This is a genomic window from Streptomyces sp. V1I1, assembly GCF_030817355.1.
Classification (GTDB): domain Bacteria; phylum Actinomycetota; class Actinomycetes; order Streptomycetales; family Streptomycetaceae; genus Streptomyces.
In genome coordinates this window covers 8,138,752-8,158,099 of record NZ_JAUSZH010000001.1, presented here as the reverse complement: position 1 = coordinate 8,158,099, position 19,348 = coordinate 8,138,752, and the positions used below count along the sequence as shown (strand labels likewise).

21 protein-coding genes and 8 pseudogenes are annotated in these 19,348 nt (G+C 68.9%); 20 read left to right on the top strand and 9 right to left on the bottom strand.

All coding sequences use genetic code 11. The annotated features are described in order from the left end of the window. Nucleotides 1–384: 384 nt before the first annotated feature. The 4 genes from QFZ67_RS38145 (at nucleotide 385) to QFZ67_RS38130 (ending at nucleotide 2,438) form a co-directional block, all read left to right on the top strand. Entirely contained in the window at nucleotides 385–693 is a 309-nt protein-coding gene (locus QFZ67_RS38145) for a transposase (protein ID WP_307659177.1), read from the top strand. Continuing rightward, the gene (locus tag QFZ67_RS38140; RefSeq protein ID WP_307659178.1) at nucleotides 690–1,562 is read left to right on the top strand and encodes an IS3 family transposase; all 873 of its coding nucleotides are present in this window, start codon (nucleotides 690–692) and stop codon (nucleotides 1,560–1,562) included. Before QFZ67_RS38145 ends, QFZ67_RS38140 begins: the two co-directional genes overlap by 4 nt. Nucleotides 1,563–1,674: 112 nt before the next feature. Further along, on the top strand, nucleotides 1,675–2,307 hold the full coding sequence (locus tag QFZ67_RS38135) for a hypothetical protein (protein WP_307665582.1): 633 nt from the start codon (nucleotides 1,675–1,677) through the stop codon (nucleotides 2,305–2,307). Continuing rightward, nucleotides 2,304–2,438, top strand: a complete 135-nt coding sequence (locus QFZ67_RS38130; RefSeq protein WP_307665581.1) for a hypothetical protein — start codon at nucleotides 2,304–2,306, stop codon at nucleotides 2,436–2,438. Before QFZ67_RS38135 ends, QFZ67_RS38130 begins: the two co-directional genes overlap by 4 nt. Nucleotides 2,439–2,532: 94 nt before the next feature. On the opposite strand, the gene QFZ67_RS38125 is transcribed toward QFZ67_RS38130, so the two are convergent. The 3 genes from QFZ67_RS38125 to QFZ67_RS38115 form a co-directional block, all read right to left on the bottom strand. Beyond that, on the bottom strand, nucleotides 2,533–2,661 hold the full coding sequence (locus tag QFZ67_RS38125; RefSeq protein ID WP_307665580.1) for a hypothetical protein: 129 nt from the start codon (nucleotides 2,659–2,661) through the stop codon (nucleotides 2,533–2,535). Between the two features lie 413 nt (nucleotides 2,662–3,074). After that, on the bottom strand, nucleotides 3,075–3,752 hold the full coding sequence (locus QFZ67_RS38120) for a response regulator transcription factor (protein WP_307665579.1): 678 nt from the start codon (nucleotides 3,750–3,752) through the stop codon (nucleotides 3,075–3,077). Further along, nucleotides 3,749–4,918 carry a sensor histidine kinase gene (locus tag QFZ67_RS38115; protein ID WP_307665578.1) on the bottom strand — a complete coding sequence of 390 codons (1,170 nt, stop codon included), beginning with the start codon at nucleotides 4,916–4,918 and terminating at the stop codon, nucleotides 3,749–3,751. The genes QFZ67_RS38120 and QFZ67_RS38115 overlap by 4 nt, the downstream gene beginning before the upstream one ends. A 258-nt stretch (nucleotides 4,919–5,176) precedes the next feature. Between QFZ67_RS38115 and QFZ67_RS38110 the strand changes: the two genes are divergently transcribed. Beyond that, complete coding sequence (locus tag QFZ67_RS38110; RefSeq protein WP_307665577.1) at nucleotides 5,177–5,641, top strand: hypothetical protein; 465 nt, start codon at nucleotides 5,177–5,179, stop codon at nucleotides 5,639–5,641. A 215-nt stretch (nucleotides 5,642–5,856) separates the two neighbouring features. Here QFZ67_RS38110 and QFZ67_RS38105 read toward each other — a convergent pair whose 3' ends face one another. Then, the gene (locus QFZ67_RS38105; protein ID WP_307665576.1) at nucleotides 5,857–6,138 is read right to left on the bottom strand and encodes a helicase associated domain-containing protein; all 282 of its coding nucleotides are present in this window, start codon (nucleotides 6,136–6,138) and stop codon (nucleotides 5,857–5,859) included. 106 nt (nucleotides 6,139–6,244) lie between these two features. Beyond that, nucleotides 6,245–6,964, bottom strand: coding sequence for a helicase associated domain-containing protein (locus QFZ67_RS38100; protein ID WP_307665575.1), 720 nt, complete (start codon nucleotides 6,962–6,964; stop codon nucleotides 6,245–6,247). On the opposite strand from QFZ67_RS38100, the pseudogene QFZ67_RS38095 reads away from it, so the two are divergent. The 3 genes and pseudogenes from QFZ67_RS38095 to QFZ67_RS38085 form a co-directional block, all read left to right on the top strand. Continuing rightward, a pseudogene (locus tag QFZ67_RS38095) lies at nucleotides 6,935–8,200 on the top strand (NF041680 family putative transposase); the annotation flags it as partial. The gene QFZ67_RS38100 and the pseudogene QFZ67_RS38095 overlap by 30 nt on opposite strands. Nucleotides 8,201–8,378: 178 nt before the next feature. Next, nucleotides 8,379–8,630: a hypothetical protein gene (locus tag QFZ67_RS38090; RefSeq protein ID WP_307665574.1), complete on the top strand. Its 252-nt coding sequence runs from the start codon at nucleotides 8,379–8,381 to the stop codon at nucleotides 8,628–8,630. A 139-nt stretch (nucleotides 8,631–8,769) separates the two neighbouring features. Then, nucleotides 8,770–8,856, top strand: a pseudogene (locus QFZ67_RS38085) (IS5/IS1182 family transposase); the annotation flags it as partial. Nucleotides 8,857–8,932: 76 nt separating this feature from the next. Here the strand turns inward: QFZ67_RS38085 and QFZ67_RS39275 are convergent. Further along, nucleotides 8,933–9,127, bottom strand: a pseudogene (locus tag QFZ67_RS39275) (DciA family protein); the annotation flags it as partial. Between the two features lie 33 nt (nucleotides 9,128–9,160). Between QFZ67_RS39275 and QFZ67_RS38075 the strand changes: the two are divergent. Continuing rightward, nucleotides 9,161–9,256: pseudogene (locus tag QFZ67_RS38075) on the top strand (WhiB family transcriptional regulator); the annotation flags it as partial. Between the two features lie 167 nt (nucleotides 9,257–9,423). On the opposite strand, the gene QFZ67_RS38070 reads toward QFZ67_RS38075, so the two are convergent. Further along, on the bottom strand, nucleotides 9,424–9,813 hold the full coding sequence (locus QFZ67_RS38070; protein ID WP_307666116.1) for a DUF2267 domain-containing protein: 390 nt from the start codon (nucleotides 9,811–9,813) through the stop codon (nucleotides 9,424–9,426). A gap of 105 nt (nucleotides 9,814–9,918) precedes the next feature. Continuing rightward, nucleotides 9,919–10,353 (bottom strand): Hsp20/alpha crystallin family protein, encoded by a 435-nt coding sequence (locus QFZ67_RS38065; protein ID WP_307665573.1) that lies wholly within the window; start codon nucleotides 10,351–10,353, stop codon nucleotides 9,919–9,921. 127 nt (nucleotides 10,354–10,480) lie between these two features. Here QFZ67_RS38065 and QFZ67_RS38060 point away from each other — a divergent pair, with 127 nt between their 5' ends. The 11 genes and pseudogenes from QFZ67_RS38060 to QFZ67_RS38010 all read left to right on the top strand — a co-directional run. Beyond that, nucleotides 10,481–11,131 carry a type III effector protein gene (locus QFZ67_RS38060; RefSeq protein WP_307665572.1) on the top strand — a complete coding sequence of 217 codons (651 nt, stop codon included), beginning with the start codon at nucleotides 10,481–10,483 and terminating at the stop codon, nucleotides 11,129–11,131. A 153-nt stretch (nucleotides 11,132–11,284) separates the two neighbouring features. Continuing rightward, nucleotides 11,285–11,761, top strand: a pseudogene (locus QFZ67_RS38055) (transposase); the annotation flags it as partial. 219 nt (nucleotides 11,762–11,980) lie between these two features. Further along, nucleotides 11,981–12,199 carry a hypothetical protein gene (locus QFZ67_RS38050; protein ID WP_307665571.1) on the top strand — a complete coding sequence of 73 codons (219 nt, stop codon included), beginning with the start codon at nucleotides 11,981–11,983 and terminating at the stop codon, nucleotides 12,197–12,199. Nucleotides 12,200–12,201: 2 nt separating this feature from the next. Next, on the top strand, nucleotides 12,202–13,164 hold the full coding sequence (locus tag QFZ67_RS38045; RefSeq protein WP_307665570.1) for a transposase: 963 nt from the start codon (nucleotides 12,202–12,204) through the stop codon (nucleotides 13,162–13,164). 7 nt (nucleotides 13,165–13,171) lie between these two features. Then, a pseudogene (locus QFZ67_RS38040) lies at nucleotides 13,172–13,966 on the top strand (IS256 family transposase); the annotation flags it as partial. Nucleotides 13,967–14,110: 144 nt separating this feature from the next. Next, nucleotides 14,111–14,270 (top strand): annotated as a pseudogene (locus QFZ67_RS38035) (Lrp/AsnC family transcriptional regulator); the annotation flags it as partial. Between the two features lie 58 nt (nucleotides 14,271–14,328). Continuing rightward, nucleotides 14,329–14,976, top strand: a complete 648-nt coding sequence (locus tag QFZ67_RS38030) for an ABC transporter permease (RefSeq protein WP_307665569.1) — start codon at nucleotides 14,329–14,331, stop codon at nucleotides 14,974–14,976. Beyond that, nucleotides 14,969–16,273 (top strand): betaine/proline/choline family ABC transporter ATP-binding protein, encoded by a 1,305-nt coding sequence (locus QFZ67_RS38025; RefSeq protein ID WP_373430182.1) that lies wholly within the window; start codon nucleotides 14,969–14,971, stop codon nucleotides 16,271–16,273. Before QFZ67_RS38030 ends, QFZ67_RS38025 begins: the two co-directional genes overlap by 8 nt. After that, nucleotides 16,270–17,139, top strand: a complete 870-nt coding sequence (locus tag QFZ67_RS38020) for an ABC transporter permease (protein WP_373430181.1) — start codon at nucleotides 16,270–16,272, stop codon at nucleotides 17,137–17,139. The genes QFZ67_RS38025 and QFZ67_RS38020 overlap by 4 nt, the downstream gene beginning before the upstream one ends. Further along, nucleotides 17,139–18,128 (top strand): glycine betaine ABC transporter substrate-binding protein, encoded by a 990-nt coding sequence (locus QFZ67_RS38015; protein WP_307665568.1) that lies wholly within the window; start codon nucleotides 17,139–17,141, stop codon nucleotides 18,126–18,128. The genes QFZ67_RS38020 and QFZ67_RS38015 overlap by 1 nt, the downstream gene beginning before the upstream one ends. A 136-nt stretch (nucleotides 18,129–18,264) precedes the next feature. After that, nucleotides 18,265–18,358, top strand: a pseudogene (locus QFZ67_RS38010) (HAD family phosphatase); the annotation flags it as partial. A gap of 241 nt (nucleotides 18,359–18,599) precedes the next feature. Here QFZ67_RS38010 and QFZ67_RS38005 read toward each other — a convergent pair. Further along, nucleotides 18,600–19,121, bottom strand: coding sequence for a hypothetical protein (locus tag QFZ67_RS38005; RefSeq protein ID WP_307665567.1), 522 nt, complete (start codon nucleotides 19,119–19,121; stop codon nucleotides 18,600–18,602). Between the last annotated feature and the right edge of the window lie 227 nt (nucleotides 19,122–19,348).

Below are 19,348 nucleotides of genomic sequence, written 5' to 3'. Positions count from 1 at the left end.
GTTGCGTCGCGGGTCGCGGCCAGTGCCTTGTCCTGCAGCTGCCCACCGCTCAAGTCGGCTAGCGGCGTTGCCTCCTGCGTCGGCTGAGCGGAAGCCGTCGCTTGGCCATCGGCCTTTCCCCGCGCGGATTCGGCTCCCGCAGGCCCGGAGGCCGTCAGGAGGGTGAGCGAAAGGATGACGGTGGCCGAAGCCAAAGATGTGGTAGGCGTGGAACCCACAGAGCCCCCCGGGCATCGACGTGCAAAGTCCGCTGAGAGTAGCCGGTCGATCGGACAGTGATCGACTGGGGAGCCCGATGAGTGACCGGACGCGTTCCCGGTCTGGGCTTGATCCGCTTTGACGGACATCTGAGATCAGGGGTTCTGCCCCGGAAGGATGTCCATCATGGAGAGCATGGGGAAGAAGAAGCCTCGGCCTCGCCGTTCGTTCACGCCGGAGTTCAAGGCCGAGATCGTTGAACTGTGCCGGCGTGGTGACCGTTCGGTCGGTCAGATCGCCAAGGACTTCGACCTGACGGAGACCGCGGTGCGGCTGTGGGCCAGCCAGGCTGAGGTCGACGCGGGCGAGAAGGACGGCCTGACCAGCAGCGAGCGTGAGGAGTTGGCCGCGTTGCGGCGGGAGAACCGTCGCCTGCGCGAGGACGTCGACATCCTCAAGCGTGCAACGGCTTTCTTCGCGAAGGAGACCCGGTGAGCGTGCACCCGTTCATCGAGGCGGAGAAGCAGGACGGTCACAACGTCAAGCGCGCATGTGAACTGCTCAAGGTCTCCCGCACCGCCTTCTATGCCCGCCGCGGCGGCAAGCCCGGACCGCGGGCGGTCCGCGATGCCGAGCTGACCGGGAGGATCACCGAAGTCCACGAGTGGTCGCGGGGCACCTACGGCTCTCCGCGCATCCACGCTGCCCTGCAACAGGCAGGCCAGGATTGCGGCCGGCGCCGGATCGCCAGACTGATGCGCAATGCCGGGCTGCAGGGCCGTCATCGCAGACGCCGACAACTGACCACGATCCCAGACCCGCGAGCCGCCACCCGCCCCGACCTGGTCCTGCGTGATTTCGCTCCTGATCCCATGGCGATCGACACCCGCTGGTGCGGTGACATCACCTACGTTCCGACCGAGGAAGGCTGGCTCTATCTGGCGACTGTCATCGACATCGCATCGCGCCGGGTGGTCGGCTGGGCAACCGCTGATCACCTGCGGACCGAGCTGGTTGCTGATGCCCTGCGATCTGCCTGTCGACAGCGTCGCCCAAGCCGGTCGGTGATCTTTCACTCGGACCGCGGCTGCCAATACACCAGCACCGAATTCGCCGCCCTCAGCAGTGAGTTCGGCATCCGGCTCTCGGTCGGCCGCACCGGCCAATGCTGGGACAACGCGCTCGCCGAGTCGTTCTTCGCCACCATCAAGCGCGAGTTGCTCGGCACCACCGCCTGGCCCAGCCGGGCCGCCGCCCGCACCGCGATCTTCGACTTCATCGAAGGCTGGTACAACTTGCACCGATTGCACAGCAGCCTCGGCTACCGGAGTCCCGCCGACTACGAGACCGCACTCGCGGCCTGACCACCACACCGACGGTGTCCGTCAAAGCGGAACAAGCTCAGTCAAAGCACTTGCGCGCGACTGCCGGGACGAGGGGTGAGGCGGTGTCGAAGGTCCCGGCATGATGTGTCGTATGACCGTCAGCACCACACCCGTCACCCCCTCCCTGCCTGCCGGTACGAAGGACAAGCTCGAGGCATTGAGGCCGCTGTTCACAGCTGAGCGGAGGCGGGCCAAGTCACTGAGGAGCACACCCCGGTGGAGCGCTGATGGCCTCCCGAGCCGGGAGGCCGCCGTACGGCGGGCTCAGTGGCAGATGTACAAGGCGAGCCTGCAGGAGTGCGGGAATCTGGTCGACACTCGCGATGTGGTGGTCACGTACGGGGTGCGGCAGGAGTTGAAAAGGCGGGGATGGAGCCGGAAATGGCCGCCTCTGCCGCAGCAGGCGCTGATCGGCGGGCGCTGGCCCGGCTCACGGGACGTCGACTGCCCGGAACAGATCACGGTGCGGCTGCCCGCCGACCTGGTGCTGCAGGTGCGCTGCGCGTGCTGGCACTCGTCAGCGAAAGCAATCGGCCTCCTGAGGGACTGGCGTGACGAACACCCCGACGCCCTCCCATGCGAGGCGTACCGGTCCGCGGAGGAGGACCAGGCAATGCGGGAATACGAGGACCTGGCCTCTGAGGTGACCACGGCCGGGGAGATCAGGCGGGCGGGTCTCCTACTCGGGATGGCTCACGCCTCGGCCATGCCCGTTTTCGAATGACTGACGAGCTGGCCGAGTTGCGGCGGAACGAGGTTGGCGTACTGCCGCAGATCGAGCCGGGCGTGTTCTTCGAGGAGGGCAATGACCTGGCGCGCTGGGTGGAGCGGCAGGCGAACGAACCACCCCGCTGACTCGCGCAGCAACGCCCGGGGTGACGAGCTCGCCGCTGGAGGAAGGCGGTCGTACCGCACTTCGCCCACAGGCAGCCGAACATCCGGTGCAGCGTTAGGCGCTGTTCGCGGTAACGGCCGCGCGGAACTCCTGAGTCATCAAGGCGACCGAGCCGCGCTGGACAGGGGCCGCGGCCTGCTCGCCCCACCGCCTGTGCAGCGCGGCGCGGATCCGCTCGTTCATGGAGTCGTTGACCGCGGCCGCTTACTGCTTGGGCACCTCGCGTACGTCCTGGACCCCGACCTGGTTCCGTGCTGGGTTCCGTTCCCTGGGGGACCACGGCAGCGGCGATGGCTTCCCAGGCGCCATGGCCGGTATGAGGGATTCTGCCTGGCGGCGGGCGGGTGGGGCCGGGCGGGGTTGATCACAGCAGCCGGTGCAGACGTCTGCGACGCGGACCCCGGCTTCACGGTGGCGGTGACCGCAGGCCTGCGCCGCATGACCGAGGTCTGGCGCGGCGATCTGAGCTGGTCCGACGCTCTGCGCACGCGCGCGCTTGAGGTGCAAGGCCCCGAGGCGATGCGGCGGGCGGTGCCGAGATGGTTCACGCTACCTGCGTACGCAGCGGCGCCCCGTCCCCCTCAGTCCGCGGCCGGTCAGCCCGCGCCCCCTGGAGTGACCAAACCCGTCTCGTACGCCACCACCACGGCCTGCGCCCTGCTGCCCAGGTCCAGTTTGGTCATCGTGCGATTGAGGTGCGTCTTGACAGTCGCCTCGCTGATGAACAGCTCGCCGGCGATCTCCAGGTTGGACAGACCTCTGGCGGTCAGCCTCAGCACCTCCACCTCGCGCGCGGTCAACGCCCCCAGATCGGGCGGCGGTTCGTCCGTTCTCCCGGCGTTTCCGGCCCGTTGGGCGAACGCCTCGACCAGGCGGCGCGTGACGCTGGGCGCGAAGAGCGCGTCTCCCCCGCCGACCGCCGCCACCGCGGCGAGCAGCCGCTCGGGCCCCGAGTCCTTGAGCAGAAAGCCGCAGGCACCGGCACGCAAGGCACCGTAGACATACTCGTCCAGGTCGAAGGTGGTCAGGACGAGGACCCGGGGCAACGGGTCCGGCGCGTCGGCGAGGATCTTCTCGGTGGCCGCGACGCCGCTCATGCCGGGCATCCGGATGTCCATCAGGATCACGTCGGGACGGGTCTGTGCGGCCAGGGCGACGGCCTCCTCGCCGTCGCCCGCCTCGCCGACCACCTCGATGCCGGGTGCCGCGCGCAGCAGCCCCACCAGTCCGGCGCGGATCAGGAACTGGTCGTCGACGACGAGCACCCTGGTCATCCCGACGTGTCTTCTCCCTCGCGTACGGCCTGCGTGGAGGTGGGCAGAGTCAGACGCACCGCGAAACCCCCCTCGCTCCGCGGGCCGATGTCGACCCGCCCGCCGTAAAGCTTGGCCCGCTCACGCATGCCGATCAACCCATGCCCGCTGCCCGGCCGAACCTTGTCCGGAATCACCCCCTGTCCGTCGTCCGCGACGGTCACCTCCAACTGGCCTGGCTCATAGCGCAGTTCCACGCTCGCGATGGCTCCGGGCGCATGCTTCAGTACGTTGGTCAGCGCCTCCTGCACGACGCGGTACGCGCACAGGTCGACGCCGGGCGCGAGCGGGCGGGCCATGCCCTCGATCCGCAGGTCGACCCACACGCCCCCGGACCGTACGCGCTCGACCATCTCCCCCAGACGCGCGAGGCCCGGCATGGGCGTGGCCGGAACACCGTCCTCGTCCGAGGCCCGCAACACCCAAAGCATGCGGCGGAGTTCATCGAGGGCCTCCGCGCTGGTGCCGGAGATCGTGGAGAGCGCGGTACGCGCCGTGTCGCGGTCCGAGTCGAAGACGAATCCGGCCAGGCCCGCCTGCACCGATATAACCGACATGTGGTGAGCCACCACATCGTGCAGCTCGCGCGCGATCCTGCCGCGCTCCTCGGCCACTTCTCGGCGGGCCCGTTCGGCCTGCTCCTCACGGAGCCTGCGGGCAAGTTCGGCGGCACGGCGGGCGGTGACGCCAAAGCGCCACAGCACGGCGGGGAAGACGAGGGCCTGGCCGACGACGGACGGCATGGAGTCGCTGTGGCTGACCACTCCCGCGTAGATCCAGATCCCGGCCATCGCGGCGGCGCAGGTGACGGATGTGCGTACGGGACGCAGCGACGCCACCGTATAGACGGCGAGCATCGGGCCGAAGGTGTTCACGACGGGCCAGTAGCCGGCGGTGACGTAGCAGAACCACACGAGGTGGACGAAGGCGCAGACGGCGACCGGCGCCCTGCTGCGCAGCGCGAGCGGCAGATTGACCAGCCCGACGAGCGCGTACGCGGGCGCGTCGAGCGCGGACCAACCCTGGCTCGCGGCCTCCTGCCCGAGGAGCACGGCCACGCTGGTGAGCGCCGCGGCAATCAGCGCGTCGGCTGCCGGGCCAACACGGCCTGAGGGGCGGATCCGCATCGCCGCAGCGTAGCCGTGGTGCGGGCGGCGGGTAGTCAAACTGCGGCGGTACCGCGAAAGGTGCAGGAACCGTGTGCCTACTGCCGCGGGTCTGCCGGGAGTTCAACCCGTCGCCGGACGCGGCCCGGTACGGGCCGCCCGTAGCTTCTTGGACCAGCACGAGGCGCCGCGGCCGACCACCGGGCGCCACGCGGACACGGTCGACACGGGTGCCCAACGGGGGAACCCGGCCGGTGGTCCGGGAAAGGATTCGACACGATGACAGCACGAAAGAGCCTCGCCCTGGCGACGGCCACGGTGGCGCTGGGCACCGGGCTCGCGATAGCCGCTCCGGCCGCCCAGGCAGCGCCGGCGGCGCAGAGCGCACCGGGCACCGCCGCTTCGCGGACCGAAACTTCCGCCGCGAAGGCGGGCTGGCACCTGATCTGGGGCCCGAAGAGCCACAAGCCCACCAAGTACTGGGCCACGCCCGACTTCGTCCCGCGCAGCGGCACGCTCGGCGTCAACGCACGCTGCTGGAACGGCGGTGACGGCACCAAGTACAAGATCGACGTGGTGCGGACCCGCGACAAGAAGGTCGTCAAGAAGGGCGGCTGGGGCTACTGCAACGGCGGCTGGATGACGGTGAAGGCGAACGCGTCGTCCGGCACCTCGTACTACATGCGCATCTACCTGAAGGGCAAGGCGCACACGATCGAGGCGAAAGCCTACTACTACCGCTGAGACGGGGGAGGTCGTCGCCGACGAACCGCGTGGCGCGACCGCAGAGCGGCCCGGTCCTCCCTTAGCGGGAGGGCCGGGGCGCTTTAGAACGGCGCGCGCGTACGTGAGGAAATCTCACCTCCGCAGGCGACCCGGATGACGAGCGCCTGCGTTGCCTACGAAAAGGGGCCTGGCTGATCTCGAGAATCAGCCAGGCCCCTTCTCATGGCGGTCAGTTATGACCAGCGGATACCGAGCTCGTCGAGCGCGCTGACCCGGTCGGACGCGAGCCTGTCGCGTCGGGCCCGGGTATTGGCGACGAAGATCCCCAGCTTGACGACCTGGCCCTCAACGGTTTCGTTGTGCCTGCGAGGCACGTCCAAGTGCCCTTCACGCCGCCGGTACTGGAGGGCTGCCGTGAGATTGAGTGCCCACTTGTCGGCGTGGCTCTGGCGGGCCTTGGCTTCTGGCCGGTCGGTGGGGGCGGCGGGGCCGATGCCCAGGACCTTGCGCAGCAACCACTGCTGGCCGGTGCTGAGCGTGTCCCAGGTGGTCTGCTGAGTGGTGATCCAGCGGCCGATGTCCTCGCCGTGTGCACGACCAGGCGCCGGGGCGGGTGCCCGGTCAGGGTGTGCCCGGCCTGGGCGAGAGGCCGGGCGAGATGGAAGGCACGCTGCCAGTCCACCGGCCAGGCGGGACACCAGGACGCGTCGATCTCCTCCAGTGCTTCCCGACGGCGGTCGGCCTGGGCTGCGGCGTCGCGTTCCTTGTCGCTCGCGGTGACCGACAACCGCTGGGCTCATCCGCGGTGCGGACCGCGGCGCGCTGGTTCTTCAGCCACCGGCCGAGGGGGAAGCCGGTGTCAGGGTCTACGGCGTCGATGGGCGGGAGCAGATGTCCGTGGGCGGCGAACCAGTTCCTGCAGGCGGTCAGTCCTTCTTCGAAGGCCGCGTCGAACGGCGACCACACTATGCCGAGGGTGTCCAGCTTCGCGCTCCGCTCAGCGCTGAGCCTGCCGGCGCGGCGCTCTCGGCGCTGAAGGACGATCCATGTCCCCAGTGGGAAGCCGTCGTCCGGTGCGCTGTCAGGTGCCACGGGTGAGCGGTAGTCGTAGGGCACTCGAAGGTTGCCGTGGGCCCGGTGGTAGGCGAGGGCGGCTTCCAAGCCGCGGAGCCAGGCGTACCTCTCGGGCTGCAGGACCCGCAGGGAGATGAACCGGCTGAGCAGTCCGGGGAGGCGGGGCGTGCTGAACTGCAGCAGTTCCTCTCCCCCGCCCGTGTCATCGTTGCTGGCGTTCGCTTCGATGTCGTCGATGGTGTCCGGTACGGACGGCTCGCCCAGCACGTCCGTGGCGGTGGCCGCGGCGACGTCGATCGGCTGCGGACGGTGCTGGCCGGGCTGTCGCGGCCGCGTTTCGACGGCGGGCGCTTGGTCTTGGCGGTCGATGTGTCGCCGTGGCTTCGTTCGGACGCGCCGTGCTCAGCGGAGCGGCTGTTCTGCCACGTCTACGGCCGCGCGAAGACGGCGTCGCAGTTCATTCCGGGCTGGCCGTACTCCTTCGTCGCCGTGCTGGAGCCGGGCGCCACGTCATGGACCGCGATCCTGGACACGGTCCGGCTCGGCCCGGCGGACGACGCGACCGCGATCACCGCCGGCCAGCTCCGAGGAGTCGTTGAACGGCTCATCACCGCGGGCCAGTGGCGGGCCGGGGACCCGGACATCGTGATCGTCAGCGACGCCGGCTATGACGTCACCCGCCTGGCCTGGGTCCTGCGAGACCTGCCCGTCGAGATGGTCGGCCGTGTCCGCTCCGACCGCGTCATGCGGCTGCCGAAACCGCCGAGGATGCACGGTATCAATGGCCGCCCGCCCAAGCACGGACCGGAGTTCCGCTTCACCAAGCCGGAGACCTGGCCCGAGCCCGCGATCACCACGGTCACCGACACCGGCAATTACGGCAAGGCCGAAACCCAGGCATGGGACCGGGGCCACCCTCGTCTCACCCACCGCTCGGCCTGGCTCAACCACGAGGGTGAACTTCCCTTGGTAGAGGGAACATTGATCCGGCTGAAGGTCGAGCACCTGTCGAAGGAACGGGATGCTCCGCCGGTGTGGTTGTGGTTCTCGAAGACCGGTGCCGCCCCCGACGATGTGGACCGTTGCTGGCGGGCATTTCTCCGCCGCTTCGATCTGGAGCACACCTTCCGCTTCGCGAAGCAGACCCTCGGCTGGACCACCCCGAAACTCCGCACCCCCGAGGCCGCGGACCGCTGGACCTGGATCCTGATCGTCGCCCACACCCAGCTCCGACTCGCCCGGCCGCTCGCCGAGGACCTCCACCGACCCTGGGAGAAACCCACCGCCTCCGACCGCCTCACCCCGGCCCGGGTCCGCCGAGGGTTCAGGAACATCCGCGCTCATCTCGCCTGCCCGACCCGTGTTCCCAAACCCACAGGCACCGGACCCGGACGGCCACCCGGCGCCAAGAACAAACGCAGGGCACCCCGCTACGACGTCGGCAAGACCGTCAAACGCCCCGAGACCCTCAAGGCCATCGGCAAGCCTGGAAGATCCTGGTAGATAAAGAACAAGTTTCGAGCGTGTCTCTCAGACAGGGCTGCAGCGCAGGCGTGTGGAACCAAGTCGCACGGGCTAGGCAGGGAGGCGTGGTCCATGACAATTCGAAGGTGATTCTGCTGGACCGCTGGCGGACCACCGAGCCGCCATGGCGCGCGAGCGCGAATGAGATCATGGTCGGGTGTCCATAATCTTGCGTCGCACCGCCGCTGTCATCGTCCTGCTCGCCGGGATCGCCCTCGGTTTCTGGGTCGTGTTCGGTTCGCCCCACGACTGGTTGGGCGGCATGCGGCTGCTCAAGTTCGCCCTAGGGCTGACGTCCATGTGCATGATCACCGCCAGCGCCTGGCTGATGTTCCCCGGCTCCCCCGACGATGACGACGAGGACGACACGTCGGCCGCTCCGATGACGGGCCCGCTGGACGCCCTGTAGGCCGCGCGGGCGCTACGCCACCGGCAGCCTGGCGACCTCGCGCCGTGATCACCCGAGCCTTCGGCACCAGCCCCGCCGAGCAGCACGCCCGGCCCGGCGACGCCGAACGCGTGCCTGGGCCGGCCAGCTCGTGACCTGGGCGAAGGAGGAACTCCGGCTCACGCTGGAGATCGTCAGGCGCAGTGACGAGGCCACCGGCTTCGTCGTACTGCCCCGCCGTTGGGTGGGCCGGCAGCCACCGGTTCGGCGGCAGCTGTGCTGCTCGCCGGGGCGATGGATCCGACCGGCAGCACTCGGACCGTACGGACCGCTTCCGAGCCCGCCACATCGTTGGCCGCGCGGACGATCCGGGACGTGATCAGGCGCAGCTGCGTGGCGTACGCGGGCGAGTCCGGGCGCAGGTCCAGGCGTCCTTTCTCCGCGTGGAAGGCGACGGCCTGGGCGTGCTTGGGCAGTTGCGGCGAGACGGGGGCCGCGATGGCGGGCCACTGGTCCAGGACGCTTTCGAACGGGTGACGTTCGGGAAGGTCATCGGGGGCAGACCGGCGCGTTGGGGCCAGGACCCCGAGCTGTTCTTCCCCATCGGCAGCACCGGCCCGGCCCTGCTCCAGATCGAGGAAGCGAAGCCGTGTGCAGGCCTCTCTTGGTGTGAGGGTGTGACGCAAGGCGAGTGGCGACTTTGAGCATCGGTGGAGTGGTTGCCTTTCTCGTCCTGAGGCTTCTCTTGGGTGCGAACGGGGCAGACACCGGCCTGCGCTGCTGAACTTGGCGAGGGGGCTGACCTCTCCTGGGGTCAGGTGCGCTCGGGGCGGCCGAAGAGGAGGTCGTAGCCCGGGGGAAGCTGGAGCAGGACGCGGCGGGTGAGTTCCTCACCCGCCGCGTCGGCGGTCACGCTCAGCACGGCGCTGACGTCCCAGGTCGCGGTCTTTTCGGTGGCCCCCTCGATCCAGGCCGCGGTGGCCCGCACGAACCGGTCCGCAGCGAGGGGCTCGGCGGCCTGCAACGGGTTGAGGAGGATCATGGCGAAGGTGTCCGGGAGCCGGGCGGCCAGCTCGGCCCGGACCTCACCCACCAGATGTGCGCCCAGCAGCGCCACAACGGTGCGTGCTGCCCGTTCGGCTTCCTGGTGTGTGTCGTACTCGCCGCGTTCCTGCACCTGGTCGAGGAACGCTTCCCATCGCATGGCCACCACTGCCCCCTTCGGCTGGTGCTGGTACGCAGCGCGGAGGACGGGTCTGGAGAGGGAGATCACTTCCCGTCCGCCGCCGCTGGCTCGGGTGAGTGTGGCTCAGCCGCTGATCTGCTTGTGCGCGGACTCCCCGCCGATGGCGATCTTGCGGGGCTTGGCGCGCTCGGCGATCGGAATCCGCAGGGTCAGGACCCCGGCGTCATATTCGGCACTGATGCGCTCAGTGTCCAAGGTATCGGCCAGAACCAGCTGGCGGGAGAAGACGCCTAGGGGCCGCTCGGAGAGCTCCATCTGCACATCATCGGCCTTCGCAACCGGTCGGCGCTCGGCCTTGACGGTAAGCATGTTCCGCTCGACGTCGATATCGATCGCATCCTTCGCGACACCGGGCAGATCGAAGGCGATCACGTACTCCTCGCCCTCGCGGTAGGCGTCCATCGGCATCGCCGAGGGCCTGGACCACGTGCCGGTTGCCCCCGTCAGTTGCTGGGCGAGCCGGTCGAGTTCGCGGAACGGGTCGGTGCGCATCAACATCGCGAAACACCTCCAACGGTTCAGGCAGGAACTGCCAATGCGCTTCACCTAACACCGTTGTAACATGTCATCCAAACGATGACAAGCATGATGTCGTCAGGAGGGTGACACCTACGAAAGGGACTCCATGACCGCAGCCGACCAGCCCAGCAACCCCACGTCCTTCTTCGCCGCCGCGGCAGCGCTGAGCACGATCAACGAGGCCGTACGTACCGCGCAGAGGCCACAGACCGGACCGCATCCCGAACCCGGGCAGGCCAGCTCAGAGCAGGCCCTGGCTACTCTGGTTCTGCTGCGCGAGCTGCGCGAGCAGCTCGCCGGATGGGAGCCGGGGCTGATCGAAGCAGCCCGAACGGCGGGCGCCAGCTGGGCCGACCTCGCCCACCCCCTCGGGGTCGCCAGCAGGCAGGCCGCCGAACGCCGATACCTGCGTGTACGTCCCGGAACTCCCGGCACCACCGCCGAACAGCGCGTACAAGCGACCCGCGGCCGCCGCGCCGCCGACCGCAACGTCACCGCCTGGGCCCGCGACAACGCCGCCGACCTACGCCAGATCGCCGGCCAGATCACCGCCCTCACCAACCTCCCCACCGGTGCCCGCGCCTCCCTCGCCAGGCTCACCGAAGCCCTCGCCGACAACGACGCCGCCAACCTCGTCGGCCCACTGACCGACACCCACACCTACCTGAAGGCCCACCATCCAGATCTCGCGTCCCGGATAGACACCATCACCCGGCATACCGATCAGCTCCGCCAAGACGGCGGCGACCACCGCTGAAAGGCGTCGTACACCAACCACTACCGGCGCGGGCTGATCAAGCTGCTGGGCGTGCTGGAGTTCCGCTCTTCCAACCACGCGGGTCTGTACGCTCACCGGTGTAATTGATGATCATGGAAGAGACATCAAGTGACTGACACCGTGACCGGGTTCATGGACGCCGATGACCAGGCGGATCCCTCGCCGGAGGCCGCGACGGTCGAGCAGAAACTGATCGACCAGCTCGTCGAGCAGGCCCGCAGCAAGGGGCTGCAGCTGACCGGCGAGGGCGGGCTGCTGCAGCAGCTGACCAAGACGGTTCTGGAGTCCGCCCTGGAGGGCGAGATCACCGACCATCTCGGCTATGGCAAGCACGACCCGGCGGGCAAGGACGGCGGCAACTCCCGTAACGGCACCCGGTCCAAGACGGTGCTGACGGACATCGGGCCGGTCGAGATCGACGTGCCCCGCGACCGGGAGGGCTCCTTCGAGCCGGCCATCGTCAAGAAGCGGCAGCGCCGGCTGACCGGCGTGGACGAGATGGTGCTCTGGCTGTCCGCGAAGGGCCTCACGCACGGGGAGATCTCCGCGCACCTGGCCGAGGTCTACGGGGCGGAGGTGTCCAAGCAGACCATCTCCACGATCACTGACAGTGATAGTGGTATCCGGGTCCCCGGTGGTCGTGGCTCTATCACTGACTGACGCCCTGCTGGGCTGTCGTTACCTTGGTCTGTCCGGCTGCCGGGGTCCCTTTCCCGAGGCTCCGGCCGGGTGAATCATGACCTAATAGGAGCCTGGCCAGAGGCCCCCTCACTGTTCTGTCTGCCCCATCCGGCCGGAGTCACCTCCGGTGAGGAAGGCATCCCCAGCATGACAGGAACAGACACTGCGGACGCTGTTGAGGAGATAGTGGTCGGCGGGGTGGACTCGCACGCCGACACTATTCACGTCGGTGTGGTCACCGGCCGCGGCGGGCATCTCGCCGACGCCGAGTTTCCCACAACGGCCGCCGGCTACAAGGCTGCGATCGCTTTCCTGACCGCACACGGCACCGTTGCCGCAGTAGGGGTGGAGGGCACGCTGGTCTGACCGTGGTCGAGGTCAACCGGCCAGACAAGGCCGAGCGCCGCAGGATCGGCAAGTCCGACCCCATCGACGCCTACGCCGCTGCCCGCGCGGTCGTTTCCGGCCGGGCGGGCAGCGCCCCCAAGGGCGATGCCATCAACGGAATCCGGTCTCTGCACAACGCCGCACGATCTGCGATCAAGGCCCGTACGGCAACGCTGAACCAGATCGGGCACATCCTGATCAGCGCGCCCGACGACATCCGGGTGAAGTACGAGGTGCTGCAAGGCAACAAGCGCATCGAAGCGCTCACCCGCCTCCGTCTGGGCGACGACCCCGTCCGGGTCCCGATCCTGACCGCTCTGCGAACGCTCGCCCGACGCGTCAAGAACCTGACCGAGGAGCACGACACCCTCACCGCGGCGGTGGATGCCCTGGTCACCCATCTCAACCCGGGATTACGCGCCGCCTACGGAGTCGGTCCTGACACCGCGACACAACTGCTGATCACGGCCGGCGATAACCCCAACCGCCTGCGCACCGAGGCTTCTTTCGCGGCCTTGTGCGGCGCCGCCCCGGTCCCTGCCTCCAGCGGCAAGACCAACCGTCACCGGCTCTCCCGCGGTGGGGACCGCGCCGCCAACGGGGCCCTTTACCTGATCGCACTCGTCCGGATGGCCCGTGACCGGCACACCCGCGACTACGTCGAGCGGCAAACCAAGGCTGGGCGGACGAAGAAGGAGATCATTCGCCTCCTCAACGCGCCATCGCGCGGGAGATCTTCCGCTACCTCACCACGACGGTCGCGGTTCCCGAGATCGCTGACCTCAGGCCGGCCCGCCAAGCCAAGAACATCACGCTCACCGCCGCCGCGAACCACTTCGGGGTCTGGCCTGCCGTCATCTCCAACATCGAGCGAGGCCATCGCCGCGACGATGCCTTCGCCGCCTCCTACCGCGACTGGCTCACCGCCGCTTGACCAACGATAGGAGCATCAAGGTGATGGAGGGAATGGCCGAATGGCAGAACCGGCCGCTCGACCGCGTCTACCCGGTCGTCTTCATTGACGCTATCAACGTCAAAATTCGCGATGGCCAAGTAGCGAACAGGCCGATCTGCGTGGCCCTGGCGGTCACCGCCGAGGGACACCGCGACATCCTCGGCCTGTGGGCCGGCGACGGCGGCGAAGGCGCGAAACACTGGCTTCGAGTGCTCTCCGAGCTCAAGAACAGGGGCGTCGAAGACGTCCTCATGCTGGTCTGCGACGGGTTGAAGAGGCTGCCCGACGCGGTCGGCGAGGTCTGGCCCCGAACTGTGGTGCAAACGTGCGTGGTTCACCTGCTGCGGGCGTCATTTCGATACGCGGCCCGGCAGGACTGGGACAAGATCGCCAAGGCGCTCAAGCCCATCTACACCGCGCCGACCGAGGACGCGGCCACGACACGGTTCCTGGAATTCGCCGAGACCTGGGGCAAGAAGTACCCGGCGATCGTCCGCCTCTGGGAGTCTAGCTGGCCCGAGTTCACGCCTTTCCTCCAGTTTGATGCGGAAATACGCCGCATCGTATGCACAACGAACAGCATCGAGAGCGTCAACGCCCGTATCCGCAAGGCCGTCCACTCCCGCGGGCACTTCCCCACGGAACAGGCCGCCCTCAAGTGCGTCTACATGGCCGTCATGAGCCTCGACCCGACCGGTGCCGGCCACAAACGCTGGACCATGCGCTGGAAGGGCGCCATGAACGCCTTCGACCTGGCCTTCGACGGCCGCCTCACCGCAGGCCAACTCTAGCCACACCAACCCCAGTTACACCGCCCGCTTTACAGACCCGTCGGACCCGGGTGGATCAGCGGTTGGCGAGCAGTGCGAGTTTGCTCAGCCGGTGATGCGGCTCCCGTCGGGCGCGGCCCAAGTACTCCTCGACGCTGGCGGGGTGGTGACATGCTGTGCCGTTTGGTGGGACGCTCGAATGCCGACTTGCAGCGCGTGATCGACCGGATGGTGGGATTCGATGGCATCGTGCGGGCCTCGACGGCGATCGTGATGGAATCCGGTGCCGCTCCGGATCGTTCCACTGGTGCGCCAGGCGTCGCGGCAGGCGCCGTATGGACCGCTGACCGCTGGAGGACCGGCCTTGAGGGAGGGACCGAGAAGTGAGCTTCTGGGAGTACCTGGGCACCCGCTACCAGCAGCTGCTGGTGGACGCCTATCAGCACGCCAGCGCCGTCTTCCAGTGCATGGTCGTCGCCACGGTGCTCGGGGTCCTGATCGGCGTCCTCACCTACCGCACCGAGTGGGCGGGAAACCTCGCGATCACCACGACCGCAAGCATCCTCACCGTCCCCTCCCTGGCTCTCCTCGGCCTGCTCGTCCCGATCGTCGGCCTCGGCGTCGCGCCGACCGTCATCGCGCTGACGCTGTACGGACTGCTGCCCGTGGTCCGTAACGCGGTCGTCGGGTTGCGCGGAGTCGACCCTGCCCTCGTCGAGGCCGCCAAGGGCATGGGGATGTCACGGTTCGCCCAGCTGCTCAGGGTCGAACTGCCCCTCGCCTGGCCACCGATCCTCACAGGTGTCCGGGTGTCGACCCAGATGCTGATGGGCATCGCGGCGATCGCGGCCTTCGCCTCGGGGCCCGGGCTCGGCAACCAGATCTTCCGCGGGATCTCCAGCCTGGGCAGTGCGAACGCGCTCAACGAAGTACTGTCGGGGACGCTCGGAATCGTCGTCCTGGCCCTGCTGTTCGACGCCGGGTACGTGCTGATCGGACGGCTCACCATCTCACGGGGGATCCGTGGCTGACTCTGCCGAAATCGTCGAAGCAACCTCCCCGACGTCGGGCGTCGCAGGCCCCGGCGGATCCGCCCGATCCGCCCCATCCGCCGGGCCCGACCGGCCGGCCGCCGCCGGCGCGAGTATCCGGCTGGACAACCTCACCAAGCGCTATCCGGACAGCCAAGCCCCGGCCGTGGAGGACGTGACCCTGGACGTCGCGGCCGGCGAAACCGTGATCCTCGTGGGGCCCTCGGGCTGCGGCAAGAGCACCACCCTCAAGATGATCAACCGGCTGATCGAGCCGACCTCGGGGCGGATCACCATCGGCGGCGAAGACGTCACCGGCATCAACCCCGTGGCGCTCCGCCGCACCATCGGCTACGCCATCCAGGCCACGGGCCTCTTCCCGCACATGACCGTCGCCGAGAACATCGCGCTCGTACCGAAGATGGCCGGCTGGCCCCGCGCGAAGGTGCGGGACCGGGTCGAGGAGATGCTCGAACTGGTCGGGCTGGATCCCGGGGAGTTCCGCGGCCGCTATCCGCGCCGGCTCTCCGGCGGCCAGCAGCAGCGGGTCGGGGTGGCGCGGGCGCTGGCGGCCGACCCGCCCGTGCTGCTGATGGACGAGCCGTTCGGGGCCGTCGACCCCATCACCCGCGAGCGCCTGCAGGACCAACTCATCCGGTTGCAGCGCGAGTTGCGCAAGACGATCGTCTTCGTCACGCACGACTTCGACGAGGCCATCAAGGTCGGCGACCGGATCGCGGTGCTGCGCGACCGGTCGCACATCGCCCAGTTCGACACTCCGGAAACGATCCTGGCCAGTCCGGCGGACGACTTCGTCGCCGGTTTCGTGGGCGCGGGAGCCGGGGTGAAGCGGCTGCACCTCAAGCGCGTACGGGAGGTGGAGCTCGCCGACGTCCCGACCGCCACCGTCGACGACCCGCTCGAGACCGCCCTGCACCTGCTGGACGCGGGCTCCGCCTCCGCCGACCACCTGCTGCTACTGGACCGGGAGCGGCGCCCGCACTCCTGGCTGCGACGCGAGGACCTGACGCGCGCCCGGAGTGCGCAACCCGCCGGAGAGCCGCTGCCGTTGTCGGCGGGCACCCCCGTACGGAGCCGGATCGGGGTGGACATGACGCTGCGGGACGCGCTGGAGGCGCTGCTGGCCGACGGTGCGGGCCGCGTCGCGGTCACGGGACAGGACGGCGCGTACGCCGGCGTGGTGGACATGTCGACACTGCTGAACGCGATGCACGGGGCGCCGGGCGAGCGGGGAGCCAAGGAGGCTCGGCCGACCGGCCGGGGTGAGCCCGCGTGAGCCGGAGCGAGGTCGGTGTCGGGGCCGGTGGTGGAGCCGCTCCCGAGGCCGGTTACGGGTCCCCGGGGCCGGCTCCAGGGCCGGGGCATGACGAGCCCGTGACCCGGCTCGCCGCACTGGACCGGGTCCCGCCCCGTATCACCTGGCAGAAGCTGGTGACGCTGCCGGCCTTCGTCGCGGTCGTCCTCGGCGCCACCGCGCTGTATCTCCGCACCACCGAGCTGGACTCGATCGCCAGGAACGCCCTCGCAGACGGCGCCGTGCGCACCGCACTCCTCCAGCAGACCGAACTCGTCGCGATCTCCACCTTCTTCGTGCTCATCATCGCGATCCCGCTGGGCATCGCGCTGACGCGCGGGGTCCTGCGCCGGGCCGCACCGCCGTTCGTCGCGGCGGCCAACATCGGCCAGGCGACCCCGGCCCTGGGCCTGCTGGCGCTGCTGGTGATCTGGCTCGGCATCGGCCAACGAGCCGCCCTGGTCGGCATCGTGGCATTCGCGGTGCTGCCGGTGCTGAGCAACACCGTGGCCGGCCTGAGGGCCACCGACCCGGCACTCGTGGAGGCGGCGCGCGGCATCGGGATGTCGCCGCTGCTGGTGCTGTTCCGGGTCGAACTGCCCCTGGCCGTACCGCTGATCCTGGCGGGCGTACGGACCGCGCTCGTGCTGAACGTCGGCACCGCGACGCTGGCCACCTTCGGCGGCGGAGGAGGACTCGGGGACCTGATCTCCTCCGGCATCACCAACCAGCGCATGCCGGTGCTGGTGCTCGGCTCCGTACTGACGGTCGCCATGGCGCTGATCGTGGACTGGCTGGGGATGCTCGTCGAGTTGCTGCTGCGCCCACGCGGCCTGGAGGTGGACTGATGCGCCTGACCCGGGTACGGACGGCCGTCGCGGGCGCGGGCTCCCTGCTGCTCGCCGCCGCAGGGCTGAGCGGCTGCGGACTGACCAGCGGCAGCCCGCTGGCCGACTCGGTGCAGCCCGGCTCCATCGGGAAGGGGCGACCGCTGGAGGGCGCCCAACTGACCGTGACCTCCAAGGAGTTCACCGAGCAGATCATCCTGGGCCAGATCATGGGGCTGGTCTTCAAAGCGGCCGGCGCGGAAGTCCTGGACCGGACGAACATCCAGGGCTCGATCGGTGCCCGCGAGGCGGTCAAGTCCGGTGCGGCGGACGGGATGTACGAGTACACGGGCACGGCCTGGATCACCTACCTCGGTCACACCAAGCCGGTCGTCGACCCGTACGAGCAGTGGGAGGCCGTACGCGAGGAGGACCGCCGCAACGGCATCACCTGGCTGCCCGCCGCCCCGCTCAACAACACCTACGCGCTGGTCGCGAACCGGGCGAATGCGCAGAAGTACCGGCTGCGCACCCTCTCCGACGTGGCACGTCTGACGAAGAAGGACCCGGGCGCGGCGACGATCTGCGGCGGAAGCGAGTTCTCGGTGCGCGAGGACGGCCTGCCGGGCGTGGCGAAGACGTACGGATTCGCCCTCCGGCGCGGGAACTTCAAAAAGATGGACGACGGCGTCGTCTACACCCAGGTCGCCAAGGGCGCGGCCTGCACCCTCGGCGTGGCGGCCACCACCGACGGCCGCATTCCGGAACTCGAGCTGAAGGTGCTGGAGGACGACCGGCACTTCTTCCCCAACTACAACGCGGCACCCGAGATGAACAGCGCCACGATGAGGAAGTACCCCGCCATCGCCGACGTCCTCGCCCCGATCACCAAGCGGCTGACGGGGGCGGAGGCCCAGCGGCTTAACGCGCGGGTGGACGTGGCCGGGGAGGACCCGCACGAGGTGGCGAAGGACTGGCTGGTGCGGGAGGGCTTCATCCGGGAGGGCTGACAGACGGCTTCGCCCCAGGCTTGAGCTCCATCACAACCGGCTCACCGCCCCCGAAGAGATCACGGCACGACGGTGCACGTCGGCCGGTCGTCCGGCAGCCACTTGGTGACGATGCCGGTGAGCATCTGCCCAGTCCCGGGATACCGTCTCGGCCGACGAGGTCGCGCACGGCAAGCCCGCGCCGGACATCTTCCTGGAGGCGGCGCGCCGCCTGGGAGTGTCCGCGGCGCTCTGCCGCGGGGCGGAGAGCGCGCCCGCGGCGGCCAGCTTGGGCTCGATTCGCGGCAGTGTCACCATGCTCGAAGACCTCGCCGTCACCGGTGGTCCTCACACGCCGACGAGGTCCCTCCCCGCCTATTGCCCGCAGTGGCGCGCGGCCTTTCCCGGCCCAGGTGAGTTCGTAGACGCCGGGCGCGCAGCGGAGGCGCTTGATCGGTGACCCGGCCCGGAACTTGCAGCCGAATCTGTGCCCTACAACGGCCGGTCGAGAGTCTCAAACGTCTCTATTGGAACCGGCCCGAGAATCACGAACGACACGGTGACGTGTACCCCATACTCCGTCCCGCCGTCGAGCGCGCCGTCACGCACCGGCCCGAGCGGAGCAAGCCGCAGGGCGACGCCCTGAACCGCGGTGTCACTCACTCTGCCCGCCTGACGCAGCAAATCGTTGAGACGGATCTTGTCGCTGCCCTTCATCACGTGGTCCGCGAGCTTCCGTTCGTTCACGATGTTCATATGCGGGAGCAGCACCACTGCATACACATCGCCCGGTACGCACGAGTCCCACGTCATGGACTTGAGGACGTCGACCTTCACCAGCTTTTCTATCTGGTTCAGATGGCCCTGGGCGTGAGCTTCATAGGAGTGCACAGCCTTGAACTCGATTACACCTTGTGGCAGTTCCGCGTAGCGGCTGCGGCGCCTGGGACGCTCAACCACCGCCAGGTCAACCTTCCGCGCGGAAGGCTCGCCGCCGCTGCCTTCGGTGTACATCCCCGTCCACTCTCGGCCGACGTCCAGCCGCGTCCCCTCGAACCGCCGGTGAAGTGGTAGGCCACCCCGTCCCGGACTGGATTCTCTATCTGCGAGGTCAGCGCCAGATACGCCAACTCCCCCTCCTCTAAGGATTGGCCCGCACTCTGCAGGCAGGAGTCCAGCAGATCCGCCGTGAGCCTCGTCGGCAGCTGATCCGCACTCTTCCCACCAGAGCGCCGGCCACG